The sequence below is a fragment of the Lysinibacillus sp. BS3 genome (genome assembly GCF_039614735.1).
Lineage (GTDB): Bacteria > Bacillota > Bacilli > Bacillales_A > Planococcaceae > Lysinibacillus > Lysinibacillus capsici.
This window is the reverse complement of record NZ_CP154860.1, coordinates 2,222,347-2,235,557: the sequence shown is the minus strand read 5'-3', so window position 1 is coordinate 2,235,557 and position 13,211 is coordinate 2,222,347. Positions and strand designations below refer to the sequence as shown.

Genomic DNA, 13,211 nt, shown 5'->3' with positions numbered 1-13,211 from the left:
GTCTATTACTTCAACGTTATGAAAGATGTAAGATTTTTGTAAGCGATCAAGCAATCTACTAAAAGAGGTGACAGATATGGGGCGACAAACGCATTTACAAAGAGGATTAAAGAAGCGGCATATGACGATGATTGCGATTGCCGGTGTAATCGGTGCTGGACTATTTATGGGGAGTGGCTCGGTCATTAATCTAGCTGGTCCAGGGGCAATTTTATCGTATATATTTGCAGGAATTATCGTTGTATTAGTTATGCGTATGCTAGGTGAGATGGCGGCAGTCAATCCAACGAGTGGATCGTTTGCTCACTATGCACATGAAGCCATTGGTCCGTGGGCAGGTTTTATGATTGGATGGTTGTACTGGTTTTTCTGGGTGATTGCCATTGCTTTAGAGGCAACAGCAGCAGCTGCCATTATTCAATATTGGTACGATGGGATTCCTTTATGGCTTTTAAGTCTGTTATTAACTGTAGCACTTACATTAACAAATGTTCTTTCTGTCAAAGCTTTTGGTGAGTTTGAGTATTGGTTCTCTCTTATTAAGGTTGCAAGTATAGTCGTTTTTCTAGGTCTTGGTGCTTTTATTATCTTTGGTATTGCTCCAAACTTTAATGCTGTTGGTATGACCAATTTAGTTGAACAGGGTGGTTTTTTGCCAAATGGTTTTGGCGCTGTTCTAATGGGTGTCGTTATCGTTATTTTTTCATTTATGGGGACAGAAATCGTTGCGATTGCTGCTGGTGAATCGGATGAACCGTTAGCCGCTGTCACAAAAGCTACCAATTCTATTACTTGGCGTATTTTAATTTTCTATGTAGGCTCTATTGCAGTTGTAGTGACGCTATTGCCTTGGCATTCCTCAGATATTTTAACAAGTCCTTATGTAGCGGTACTTGATTATATTGGTATTCCTGCAGCCGCACAAATTATGAATTTTGTTGTTTTAACTGCTGTATTATCATGCCTAAATTCAGCACTATATGCTACATCAAGAATGGTATTTTCTTTAGCGGAAAAAGGAGAAGCACCAAAGGCATTTTTAAAATTAAATAAAAATGGTGCACCTGTTAATGCCATACTTGCCGCAACATTTTTCTCATATATTGCGGTCATTATGAACTATGTGTCGCCAGATAAAGTATTTATGTTTTTATTAAGTTCTTGTAGTGCTATTACGTTGATTCTTTATTTAATCATTGCCTTTTCACAGTTAAGAATGCGACGGAAGATTGAGCAAGAAAATCCAGAGCTATTAAAGGTGAAAATGTGGCTATTTCCATATTTAACATATTTAACAATAGTAGCAACAACAGCATTACTCATTGCGATGTTCTTTATAGAGTCTATGCGCTCACAAATTTTATTTACATGCGTTATTGTGGCCATTGTGATGCTTTTCTATATGCTGACTCAAAAGAAAAAGGTGATCAAACAAGCCGATGAATCAAGTTCCCTTTTCACAAAAGACAAGTTTGATTTTGAACAATAAGACGAAAAAAAGGAGTGGTCAATTATGACAGTTCAACAAGAAATGAAAACGCTAACACATTTTATCAAAGGAGAAGAGGTAGCAGGTACAAGTAACAGATTCTCTGAAGTATATAATCCGTCAACAGGTGAGGTTATTGCAAGAGTACCCCTTGCTTCAAGAGCCGAGGTAAAGCATGCTATTCAGTTAGCTAAGGAAGCCTTTCCAGCATGGAAAAAAACATCAATTGGGAAGCGGGTAGAAGTGCTACATCGTTTCCGTCAGCTGTTAGTAGAAAGACAGGAAGAACTTATCAATGTGATTTGCCAAGAAAGTGGAAAAACTAAGGAAGATGCGAAAGGTGAAATTGTTCGTGGTATTGAATCTGTGGATATGGCGATCAGTGCCCCCCAATTGCTAAAAGGAGAGTATTCCGTCAATGTAGGTGGAAATATTAATGCTTTTTCTGCCAAATCGCCTCTTGGTGTAGTAGCAACCATTGCACCATTTAATTTCCCTGTTATGGTACCACTGGCTATTACAAGTATGGCTGTTGCGGTAGGAAATGCAGTTATTCTAAAGCCATCTGAACGTGTACCTATTTCAGCATTATATTTGTGCCAATTATGGAAAGAGGCAGGTCTACCAGACGGTATTTGGACAGTGGTTAATGGAGATAAAGAGGCAGTCGATGAACTATTAGAAAATAAAGAGATTCAAGCAATTTCATTTGTTGGCTCAACGCCTGTTGCTGAATATATCTATCAAACTGGGACAAAGCACAATAAACGAGTCGCTGCATTTGGTGGTGGAAAGAACTTTATGATTGTTATGCCTGATGCCAATTTAGAACAGACAGCAAATGCCTTTTTAGGAGCAGCATATGGCGCAGCATCTCAGCGTTGCATGGCTATTTCTGGTGCACTCGTTGTAGGGAAGGATACGGAGCAACGATTTACGGAAATATTGAAAAATAAAATTTCCGAACTAAAGGTAGGGCCTTATACAGAGCAAGACGTCGATTTTGGTCCTGTTATCACTAAACAATCAAAGGAAACGATTATACGTTATATCGATGGGGCGGTCAGTGAAGGAGCGAATCTTGTCATCGACGGAAGAAATCCAAAAGTATGTGAATCGTCAAATGGTTTTTATCTTGGTCCTACTTTACTTAATCATGTCACACCAGAAATGACGATCTTCAAAGAGGAGGTCTTTGGTCCAGCACGTATTGTAGTAGGGGTTGATTCACTACAAGAGGCTATTGATTTAATAAATGATCATGAGCTTGGCAATGGTGTCACAATGTTTACAAGCAGTGGTGCGGCAGCGCGTAAATTCCAAGAAGAAATAGAGGTGGGTATGGTAGGGGTAAATGTGCCAATCCCAATCCCAGTTGGCTATCATAACTTTGGTGGGTGGAAACGCTCTAAGTTTGGTGAAGGGCATATGTTTGGTCCAGATCAGGCGAGGTTCTTTACAAAGGCAAAAACGATTTCTGAACGTTGGCCCGATGAGACAGAGGATACAGCAAGCTCCTTTGCGTTCCCAAGTAATAACGATGCGAAAAACTAAAATAATAATGAGGGGTGTTTGGCGATGACGCAGATCAATCTTAAAAGTGATGTATTAGCAAAGGATGAGCAATATGTATGGCATTCGATGAAACCCTATAATCCACAAGCCACGTATGTAGTAGAGAAATCTGATGGTGCAAGAATTACTGATACAGATGGTGTGGAATATATTGATGCGATGGCTGGGCTATGGTGTGTCAATGTTGGCTATGGTCGTAAAGAATTAGCGGATGCAGCCCATGAACAAATGATGAAAAATGCTTATGCACCTTTATCTCAGGGACATTTACCAGCCGTGGAACTAGCCGAAAAACTTAATGAAATGCTTGGTGGAGATTATGTTATTTTCTTCTCTAACAGTGGTTCAGAAGCGAATGAAACAGCTTTTAAAATAGCTCGACAATACCATCAGCAAAAAGGACAAAGCTCGCGCTATAAAATCGTCTCTCGCTACCGTGCTTATCATGGGAACTCCTTTGGTGCATTAGCGGCAACAGGGCAGGCGGAGCGTAAATATAAATATGAGCCTCTATCACCTGGCTTTATCCATGTTGCACCACCTGATCAATATCGTGAGCATGAAAGTGAGACTATTGCACCATTAGATTTAGCGAGTGTAAAGGCCGTAGACAAAACGATGACCTGGGAGCTGGGCGATACAATTGCAGCAATGATCTTAGAGCCTATTATTACAGGTGGTGGTGTCATTATGCCTCCAGAAAACTATTTAAAAGGTATTGAAGAAGTATGCAAAAAACACGGCGCTTTAATGATTGTGGATGAGGTTATTTGTGGCTTTGGTCGTACAGGGAAGCCATTTGGATTTATGAATTATGGTGTAAAGCCTGATATTATTACAATGGCCAAAGGAATTACAAGTGCCTATTTACCATTATCAGCTACAGCGGTAAAGCGTGAAATATATGAGGCGTTTACTGGATCAGATGCATACGGCTATTTCCGCCATGTAAATACATTCGGTGGCTCACCGGTGGCATGTGCAGTCGCATTAAAAAATATTGAGATTCTTGAGCAAGAGGCTTTATTTGACCGTTCCAAGGAAATTGGTGCAGTAACACTAAAAACACTGCAACAAGAATTACAGCCTCACCCAAATGTAGGAGATGTACGAGGCAAAGGCTTATTGATTGGAATTGAATTAGTGGTAGATAAAGTTTCGAAAGAACCTTTACCTGTGGAGAAAGTGAATGCTGTCATTGCAGCATGTAAAGGGCAAGGGGTCATCATTGGGAAAAATGGAGCTACTGTAGCAGGGTTTAATAATGTCTTAACGTTATCACCACCACTTAATATTTCACAAGAAGATCTTGACCGCATACTAAATGTGGTTGTGAATAGTATAAATACGCTATAGCAACTATTCATGTAGGTTCTAAAAGCCATGTAATAAGGGCTTTTAGAACTTTTATTATTGGCCTTTGGGGCAACAAAAACTCTAGGGATAATTATTATAGTTCAATAAAAACAATTATAAAATTCTGAAATTTATTAAAAAAATAGTGGAAATAATAGATTTCATAGTTTATAGTTGTTAAAAAATAATTAATTTTCTGATAATAAAAATGTCCTGAGAGGGAATATTTTTTTACTCATTTATTTTCAGCAGTGGAATAAATACACCTTGTATTTTGAACTATACTTTCTGATTAAAAGCAATTGTGATAGTTGAGGGAGCAATTTTTCCTGAATTGAATTGTCTAATCGTAAGAAAATATAGTTTATTTTTTGCCTACTTATTTTCATCAGTGGAGAAAATAAATGTTTTTTGGTAATTATATTTCTTAATTTAAGTTATAAGAAATATTCTTATAGATTTTTACAAAGGGAGTAGATGAGATGAATTATGTTAAAAAATTGGTTTTTGTAATTCTATGTACGTTGCTTTTAGCAGCATGCGCAGAGAAAGACAATTCTAACGCATCAAATACTGGGGACAAGTCTACTACAGATTCAGGTACAGCTAGTTCAAAAAATGAACTTGTTATCGCTGTAAATGAAAACTTTATTTCAATGGATCCACATAACACAGGGGATACGAATTCGAGTTCTGTACAGGAGACAATGCTAGAAGGATTGTTAGGCTTTAATGCAGATGGTCAAATTATTAAGGTTCTAGCAGATGACTATTCAATTAGTGAAGACGCGCTAGTCTATACATTCAAACTTAAAGAAGGGGTTACTTTCCATGACGGGGAGCAGTTTAATGCTGAAGCTGTAAAGGTCAACATTGAACGAATCATGAATGATGAAAGCTTACGTTTATATTCTCGTGGTTTTAGCTTAATCAGCGATGTTGAAATCCTAGGCGACTATGAAATTAAAGTTACTTTAAAAGAACCATATGGACCAATGATTACGCGTTTCGGAGTTGCCAAAATGATTAGTCCAAAAATGATTAAAGAAAATTCAGCAGATATACCTAAAAAACCTGTTGGTACAGGACCATATAAATTTGTTGAATGGGTACAAGGAGACCATTTAACAATTGAAAACTTTGATGGCTATTGGGAAGGTGGAGAACGTGTTGCTAAAATCACCTATAAACCAGTGCCAGAAAACGGCTCGCGCGTAGCGATGCTAAAAGCGGGCGATGCTCAGGTTATCTATCCAGTGCCAGCACAAAATATTGATGAGCTTTCTAATAGTAAAGATGTAGAGGTAAATAAGGTTCCTTCTACAATTGCACATTACGTTTCATTAAATACCTATAAAAAACCTTTGGATGATATTAAAGTTCGACAAGCCTTTAACTACGCCGTGGACAAGGATGCTTATTTAAAAGTGGTGAATGCAGGGCTTGGTTTACCATTAGACTCTATTATTCCTTCCAAAACCGTTTATTATAAGCAGCAAAAAATGTATGAACACAATATTGAAAAGGCAAAAGAATTATTGGCTGAGGCAGGCTATCCAGATGGCTTTGATATTGAAATCTGGGGAAACACAAACTCGGATACGATGAAGGGTATGCAGTTTATTCAACAACAGTTAGGTCAAATCGGTGTAAAAGTAGAAATTAAATCAATGGAAGAAGGAACTTTATCAGACGAAATCTATGGTGCACAAACACCAGATGATGCGAAATTACAAATGTGGTATGTGAGTTGGTCAGCGTATGCTTCGGATATAACGAATGCAACAAAGCCTCTTTTCCATAGCGTATCATTCCCACCGAATGGTGCAAATACAGCTTACTATTATAACACGGAGGCAGATCAATTAATGGATGAAGCTAACTCCATTTCAGATGTAGATCGCCAAGCTGAATTATATGAAAAATTACAGGAAATCGTTTATCAAGATACACCTTGGATTTTCTTAGGGGTAGATGAAGTTGTATATGGTGTACGTTCAAATGTGAGCGGTGTGCTAGTAAACCCTACAGGTGGGCTTGATGTGAAGAATGCCAAAGTGGAGTAATGAACAGTAAAAGGAATTGATGCTCGTCAATTCCTTTTACATAAAAATAGAAAGGAGGAAGGCCACATGTGGAAGTATATAGCAAGAAGAACTGTTGAAATGATACCGATATTAATTGTCATTTCTATATTAACATTCTTATTTATTCATTTCATACCAGGTGACCCTGCAAGATTAGTAGCTGGTAAGGATGCCACGCTAGAAGATGTTGAAAATGTACGCCATGAGTTAGGTTTAGATAAACCCATTCTTAAACAATACATGGATTATATGAAAAATCTTGTGACGGGTGAGCTTGGAACATCTTTAACAACAGGACTACCTGTCATAGATATGTTTAAAACAAGGTTTATGCCTTCTCTTCACCTTACTTTCCTTTCCATGTTTTGGGCTACATTAATGGGTTTGGTGATTGGTGTTTTTTCTGCCATCAATAAAAACAAATGGCCTGATTATTTTGGTATGGTAACGGCTGTTTCTGGCATCTCAATTCCAGGATTTTGGTTGGGCTTATTATTAATTCAATTATTTTCAGTGCAGCTAGGGTTATTTCCGACGGGTGGATTAGATGGCTTTTCAAGTTATATTTTGCCCTCCTTGACTTTAGGGGCTGGCATTATGTCAATGATTGCGCGATTTACTCGTTCTTCCATGCTTGAAACGTTACAAGCTGATTTTATAAGAACAGGGAGAGCAAAAGGATTGAAAGAACACTCCGTTATTGTGACCCATGCTTTAAGAAATTCCTTGATTTCTGTGGTAACAGTAGCAGGTCTGCAATTCGGATTTCTCTTAGGAGGATCGGTGGTAGTGGAGACAGTCTTTAGTTTTCCAGGAATGGGACGACTTTTAATTGATTCGATTGCCTTTCGAGATTATCCCGTCATTCAGTCTGCACTACTGTTATTTGCATTTGAATTTATTTTAGTCAATTTAATAGTTGATGTGCTTTATACCGTGTTAAATCCAAAAATCCAATTAAATTCTTAAGGGAGGGAACAAAATGACTTCACCAACTACTGTGCAAAATAGCCAAGTGCAAAATACACAAAGAAAATACTCTCCTCTTAAAGAATTTTGGAAGTCTTTTAAAAAACAAAAGGCTGCTTTGGTAGCAAGTATCTTTATAGGATTGTTAATTGTAATCGCTATTATTGGCCCTTATATCGCACCTTACGATCCTTTTGAACCGAATTATAATGCTTTATTAGAGGGACCAAGTGCAAGTCATTTGGCAGGAACGGACGAGTATGGTCGAGATATTTTTAGTCGTTTAATAGTAGGCGCAAAAATATCCTTAATGGTGAGTTTCAGTGCCGTATTTTTAGGCTTAATACTAGGAACTATTTTAGGTTTAATTAGCGGTTACTTCGGTGGGTGGGTTGACAAAATCATCATGCGTAGCTGTGATGTGTTGTTTTCATTCCCTGATTTATTATTAGCGATTGCCATTGTAGCCTTATTGGGCCCTGGTATTAATAATGTCATCATTGCTGTGATGATCTTTAGTGTGCCATCTTTTGCTCGTTTAGTCAGAGGTGCTACATTGAATGCGAAGGAGAATGTCTATGTAGAAGCAGCACAATCTATGGGAGCATCGCATGTTAGAGTGCTGTGGAAACATATTTTCCCTGAAACAATTAGTGAGTTAATCATTTTTGTCACAATGCGTATAGGGACAGCCATTTTAGCAGCTTCTGGTTTAAGTTTTTTAGGCTTAGGTGCAAGCCCTGAAATGCCTGAGTGGGGAGTAATGCTAAGTAGTGGGCGCGACTATTTAGGGACATCTTCGCATGTAGTCATCATGCCAGGTATTGCCATATTTTTAACCGTACTAGCATTTAACTTAATAGGTGATGGATTACGAGATGTGTTAGATCCAAAAATAAAAAATAATTAAGGAGAATGCCTATGCCAGAACATGTATTACGAGTAATTGACTTAGAAACGTCCTTTACGCGTGATAATAAGGAAATCAAAATTTTAAGAGGTGTCAATTTTTCCATCCGTAAAGGAGAGATAGTAGGCTTAGTGGGAGAATCGGGCAGTGGAAAAAGCTTAACATCGTTATCCATCATGCAATTATTTCACGGTACTACAGGCAAAATCGTCAATGGCTCTATACATTTTAATGGACATGACTTGACGAAAATGTCCGAATCAGAAATTCGAAAGATTCGTGGCAAGCAAATGGCCATGATTTTTCAAGAGCCCATGACTTCTTTAAATCCTGTCTTAAAAATAGGCAAGCAGTTAATGGAAGCAATTGAGATGCATTTGAAGCTGCCGAAAAACGAAAGTAAGCATCATGCAATCCAAATGTTAAAAAGCGTGGGCATAGGAAGAGCCGAGGAAATCATTTATGAATATCCACATCAGCTCTCAGGAGGAATGCGCCAACGGGTAATGATTGCAATGGCTATGGCCTGCCACCCTAATTTACTTATTGCCGACGAACCAACCACTGCGCTTGATGTCACGATACAAGCTCAAATTTTAGAGCTAATGAAAAAGCTAAAGGAAGAAAATGAGACAGCTATTTTATTAATTACACATGATTTAGGTGTTGTGGCGGAAATGTGCGATAGGGTAGTGGTCATGTATGCAGGGCAGGTTGTAGAGGAAGCAGATGTCTTTGAATTATTTGCTAGCCCCAAGCATCCCTATACAAAAGGTTTAATTGCATCTGTACCGAAAATTGGTGATAACAAAGAAGTATTAGATTCTATCAATGGTCAAGTACCATCCCCACAAAATATGCCGAATGGTTGTAAATTTGCTCCACGTTGTAATCAAGCGATGTCTATATGCAATCAGGAGAGTCCACCGACAGTAAAAATTTCGGCTACACGCCAATGTAGCTGCTGGCTATATGTGAAAAAGGATGTGGAAGTAAATGCCTAACAGTATATTAAAAGTGGAGAATTTAAAAAAGAGCTTTCAAATAGCCGGAGGGTTATTTCAAAAAAAGCAATATGTTAACGCAGTTATAGATGTCTCCTTTGAAATAGAAGAAGGTACGACATTTAGTTTAGTTGGGGAAAGTGGTTGTGGGAAATCTACTACGGGCAGATTAATTACTAGATTAATAGCACCAACGAATGGAAGTATCGTTGTGGATGGGAAAGAAGTAGCTACTGCAAAGCCATCTGAATTAAGGCACTTAAGGCAAACTGTTCAAATGATTTTTCAAGACCCATATGCCTCATTGAATCCAAGAATGAAGGTCAAGGAGCTTGTTGGAGAGCCTTTAGAAATTCATACAAAACTTTCGAAAGTAGAGCGTGAAAAACTAGTGCTTGAAATGCTTGAAGTCGTTGGATTAAATGCTGAACATGCTGATCGCTATGCACATGAGTTCAGTGGTGGACAAAGACAGCGTTTGGGTATTGCCCGTGCTTTAATAACAAAGCCAAAATTAATTATTGCTGATGAGCCTGTGTCTGCGTTGGATGTATCTATACAATCACAAATATTGAATCTATTAAAGCAATTGCAGCAAGAATATAAAATATCTTATCTCTTTATTTCTCACGATTTAAGTGTTGTAGAACATATTAGCCATTATATTGGGGTTATGTATTTAGGATCCATTGTAGAAATTGGGCGTAAAGAAACCATATTTAATGAACCAAAGCATCCCTATACACAAGCGCTCATTGCTTCCGTACCGATTGCAGACCCAACATTACGAAAAAAGAAGATCGTTTTAACTGGTGATATTCCAAATCCTAAAAATCCGCCGAGTGGTTGTACCTTCCACACAAGGTGCCCCTTTGCATCAGATATATGTAAGCAAGTTATACCAGAAATGAGGAAAATTAACGAAGAGCAAAGTGTTGCATGTCACTTTGTTAACTAATGGAGAGGATGTTTATAAATGAAAATAGGGTTAAGCACATACAGCATGGTTAAAAAAATGAGACAGGGAGAGATGGATGTACTAGATGTTTTACAATGGGTAGCAGACAACGGTGGTCAGCATGTAGAATTAGTGCCCTATGAATTTACGGTTGTAGATAACTATGAACTTGCAACTGAAATTAAAGATAAAGCAGCAGAGCTAGGATTAGAGTTATCCGCCTATTCGTTACCAGCTAACTTTATTCAGGATACGGAGGAAGCTTTTTTAGAAGAAGTTGAACGTTTAAAGAAACATATTGATGTAGTACATCATATGGGTATTCACATTATGCGCCATGACGTTACTCTCTTTACCTTACCAAAGGAGCAAACATCCATTCATTATTACAACGAGCATTTTGAAGAAATGGTTAGAGGCTGTCAGTTAATTGCAGATTACGCGAAACAATTTAATATTACGACAACGATTGAAAATCATGGCTTTAATGTTCAAACAAGTGATCGTGTACAACAATTAATTCATGCGGTAAACAGAGCCAACTTTAAAACAACTTTAGATATCGGTAATTTTTTATGTATTGATGAAGAGCCTCTCATTGGTGTTATGAAAAACATTCCTTATGCTGCTACAGTGCATTTCAAAGATTTTTATATTCGTCCTTATTATGAAAATCCAGGTGAGGGCGAGTGGTTCCGTACAGTTCATAACAACTACATCAGAGGTGCTATTGTCGGGCATGGTGATATAAATATTCGAGAAATTATTAAACTCGTAAAAGTCAGTGGATATGATGGTTATCTTACTATTGAGTTTGAAGGGATGGAAGATTGCCAAGTTGGTTCAAAAATAGGGATGGATAATGTACGTCGTTTATGGAATGAATGCAAGCTCTAAAGGGGGAAAGCACATGGATAAATTAAAAGTTTGTGTCATTGGCACAGGTTCTATTTCAGATTTTCACTTAGGTTCCTATACGAATAATCCATACGTTGAATTATATGGCGTGTATGATGCTTCCATTGAACGAGGCAAAGCAAAAGCAGCCCAATTTGGAGCAACACATGTTTTTTCTTCAAAAGAAGAGCTATTCGCAGATAAAAATGTGGAGGCTGTCAGTATTTGTACATGGAATAATACGCATGCAGAATTGGCGATTTTTGCTTTGGAAAATGACTTACATGTTCTAATAGAAAAGCCGCTATCTATGACTTATGCAGAGGCTCTAAATATCCAAAAGGTTGCAGAAAAGCATCAGAAAGTATTTCAAGTGGGCTATGTAAGACGATTTGCAACAAATACCAAAGTACTGAAAAGCTTCATCGACGATAATAAATTGGGCGATATTTATTATGCCAAAGCTTCCTGCCTAAGAAGATTAGGGAATCCAGGAGGCTGGTTTGCCGAAATTGATAAGTCTGGCGGCGGACCTTTAATTGATCTGGGGGTACATGTAATTGATATATGCTGGTACTTAATGGGTAGACCAAAGGTGAAACGTATAACAGGTCATACTTACAATCAATTAGGAAATCGAAATCATATAGAAAATTTATCCTTCTATAAGGCTGCAGACTATGATGCAACGAAAAACACAGTAGAAGACTTAGCAAATGCCCTCATTACATTTGAGAATGGAGCATCGCTAATGGTAGACGTTTCCTATACACTACATGCTTTAAAAGATGAAATAAGTATTAAGCTATATGGCACGAATGGTGGAGCAGAGCTAGAGCCTGAATTAAAAATTGTAAGTGAAGAGCATAATACGATTTTAAATATTCATCCTCAAATTAACGATCTAACTTTTGATTTTGCAACTGCCTTTCAAAATGAAATTAATTCATTTGTTGATTGTTGCCTTCATCATTATGATTCAGTTGCACCTTTGGAGGATGGGGTAGAAATTATGAAAATCTTAGAAGGTATTTATATTTCTGCAACTGAAGGAAAGGAGGTTGTTTATTAAAATGGTGAAATTGGATAATAAAATCGGTGTGATAGTAGACAGCTTTCGTTTACCTATTCGTGAAGGTTTGTTAAAGGCGAAAGAAGTTGGGGCACAGGGGGTACAAATGTATGCCGTTTCAGGTGAGTTGGACCCCGATAACCTAAATGCTGAACAAAGAGCAGAATTGAAGGCGTATATTTTAGGGTTAGGTCTAGAAATCTCCGCCTTATGTGGAGATTTAGGAGGACATGGCTTCCAAGATAAAGCAGAAAATGCCTGGAAAATCAAGAAATCGAAAGAAATACTGCAATTAGCCAAGGACCTAGGAACATCCATTGTTACAACCCATATCGGTATTATTCCTGAAGATGAAAATGACCCAATCTATCAAACAATGCTGGAAGCTTGTGAAGAATTAGGACAATATGCTACATCATTAGATGCTTATTTTGCGATTGAAACAGGGCCAGAAACGAGTAAAACATTAAAAGAGTTTTTAGATAAGCTATCAACGAACGGTGTATCGGTTAATTTTGATCCAGCCAATATGGTGATGGTAACAAAAGATGATCCTGTAGCTGGAGTCAAACTATTAAAGAAATATATTGTACATACACATGTAAAGGATGGTATTCAACTGCAGTCAACGAATCCTAAAGATGTGTACGGGTACTTAGGATACGATTCTGGAACATCTCATGATAAAATAGAAGAAATGGTGGAAAATGGAGAGTTTTTCAGAGAACTTCCATTAGGTCATGGAGATGTCAATTTCGAGCTTTATTTTTCAGCTTTACAAGAAATCGGATACAATGGCTATTTAACTATTGAACGAGAAGTGAGATCAAATCCCGAAAAAGACATCAAAGAAGCTGTACAATTCATAGAAAAGTTTAAATAGGGGTTGAATCT

At 37.7% G+C, this 13,211-nt stretch carries 11 protein-coding genes; all 11 read left to right on the top strand.

Annotation, left to right across the window (positions count from 1 at the left end; genetic code table 11):
- Window positions 1-76 precede the first annotated feature (76 nt).
- The 11 genes from AAJG31_RS11145 (at window position 77) to AAJG31_RS11095 (ending at window position 13,200) form a co-directional block, all read left to right on the top strand.
- Window positions 77-1,489 carry an amino acid permease gene (locus AAJG31_RS11145; RefSeq protein ID WP_279493801.1) on the top strand — a complete coding sequence of 471 codons (1,413 nt, stop codon included), beginning with the start codon at window positions 77-79 and terminating at the stop codon, window positions 1,487-1,489.
- Between the two features lie 24 nt (window positions 1,490-1,513).
- Window positions 1,514-3,043 carry a CoA-acylating methylmalonate-semialdehyde dehydrogenase gene (locus AAJG31_RS11140; RefSeq protein ID WP_048393386.1) on the top strand — a complete coding sequence of 510 codons (1,530 nt, stop codon included), beginning with the start codon at window positions 1,514-1,516 and terminating at the stop codon, window positions 3,041-3,043.
- 24 nt (window positions 3,044-3,067) lie between these two features.
- Entirely contained in the window at window positions 3,068-4,420 is a 1,353-nt protein-coding gene (locus AAJG31_RS11135) for an aspartate aminotransferase family protein (RefSeq protein WP_048393388.1), read from the top strand.
- A 482-nt stretch (window positions 4,421-4,902) separates the two neighbouring features.
- A complete protein-coding gene (locus tag AAJG31_RS11130) occupies window positions 4,903-6,486 on the top strand; it encodes a glutathione ABC transporter substrate-binding protein (RefSeq protein WP_279493804.1) in 1,584 nt (527 codons plus the stop codon).
- A gap of 66 nt (window positions 6,487-6,552) precedes the next feature.
- Window positions 6,553-7,476 carry an ABC transporter permease subunit gene (locus tag AAJG31_RS11125; protein ID WP_048393392.1) on the top strand — a complete coding sequence of 308 codons (924 nt, stop codon included), beginning with the start codon at window positions 6,553-6,555 and terminating at the stop codon, window positions 7,474-7,476.
- A 13-nt stretch (window positions 7,477-7,489) separates the two neighbouring features.
- Window positions 7,490-8,386: an ABC transporter permease subunit gene (locus AAJG31_RS11120; RefSeq protein WP_048393395.1), complete on the top strand. Its 897-nt coding sequence runs from the start codon at window positions 7,490-7,492 to the stop codon at window positions 8,384-8,386.
- Between the two features lie 11 nt (window positions 8,387-8,397).
- Entirely contained in the window at window positions 8,398-9,390 is a 993-nt protein-coding gene (locus AAJG31_RS11115) for an ABC transporter ATP-binding protein (RefSeq protein WP_279493806.1), read from the top strand.
- Window positions 9,383-10,348 carry a dipeptide ABC transporter ATP-binding protein gene (locus AAJG31_RS11110; protein ID WP_258859131.1) on the top strand — a complete coding sequence of 322 codons (966 nt, stop codon included), beginning with the start codon at window positions 9,383-9,385 and terminating at the stop codon, window positions 10,346-10,348. The genes AAJG31_RS11115 and AAJG31_RS11110 overlap by 8 nt, the downstream gene beginning before the upstream one ends.
- A gap of 18 nt (window positions 10,349-10,366) precedes the next feature.
- Window positions 10,367-11,245, top strand: a complete 879-nt coding sequence (locus AAJG31_RS11105; protein ID WP_259949383.1) for a sugar phosphate isomerase/epimerase — start codon at window positions 10,367-10,369, stop codon at window positions 11,243-11,245.
- Between the two features lie 13 nt (window positions 11,246-11,258).
- Entirely contained in the window at window positions 11,259-12,317 is a 1,059-nt protein-coding gene (locus tag AAJG31_RS11100; protein WP_259949385.1) for a Gfo/Idh/MocA family oxidoreductase, read from the top strand.
- Window position 12,318: 1 nt separating this feature from the next.
- Window positions 12,319-13,200 (top strand): sugar phosphate isomerase/epimerase family protein, encoded by an 882-nt coding sequence (locus tag AAJG31_RS11095; RefSeq protein ID WP_103117394.1) that lies wholly within the window; start codon window positions 12,319-12,321, stop codon window positions 13,198-13,200.
- Window positions 13,201-13,211 lie beyond the last annotated feature (11 nt).

Excerpts from the sequence above, each read along its gene's own strand:
- AAJG31_RS11145 (WP_279493801.1), top strand. The coding sequence starts at position 77 with ATGGGGCGACAAACGCATTTACAAAGAGGATTAAAGAAGCGGCATATG.
- AAJG31_RS11140 (WP_048393386.1), top strand. The coding sequence starts at position 1,514 with ATGACAGTTCAACAAGAAATGAAAACGCTAACACATTTTATCAAAGGA.
- AAJG31_RS11135 (WP_048393388.1), top strand. The coding sequence starts at position 3,068 with ATGACGCAGATCAATCTTAAAAGTGATGTATTAGCAAAGGATGAGCAA.
- AAJG31_RS11130 (WP_279493804.1), top strand. The coding sequence starts at position 4,903 with ATGAATTATGTTAAAAAATTGGTTTTTGTAATTCTATGTACGTTGCTT.
- AAJG31_RS11125 (WP_048393392.1), top strand. The coding sequence starts at position 6,553 with ATGTGGAAGTATATAGCAAGAAGAACTGTTGAAATGATACCGATATTA.
- AAJG31_RS11120 (WP_048393395.1), top strand. The coding sequence starts at position 7,490 with ATGACTTCACCAACTACTGTGCAAAATAGCCAAGTGCAAAATACACAA.
- AAJG31_RS11115 (WP_279493806.1), top strand. The coding sequence starts at position 8,398 with ATGCCAGAACATGTATTACGAGTAATTGACTTAGAAACGTCCTTTACG.
- AAJG31_RS11110 (WP_258859131.1), top strand. The coding sequence starts at position 9,383 with ATGCCTAACAGTATATTAAAAGTGGAGAATTTAAAAAAGAGCTTTCAA.
- AAJG31_RS11105 (WP_259949383.1), top strand. The coding sequence starts at position 10,367 with ATGAAAATAGGGTTAAGCACATACAGCATGGTTAAAAAAATGAGACAG.
- AAJG31_RS11100 (WP_259949385.1), top strand. The coding sequence starts at position 11,259 with ATGGATAAATTAAAAGTTTGTGTCATTGGCACAGGTTCTATTTCAGAT.
- AAJG31_RS11095 (WP_103117394.1), top strand. The coding sequence starts at position 12,319 with ATGGTGAAATTGGATAATAAAATCGGTGTGATAGTAGACAGCTTTCGT.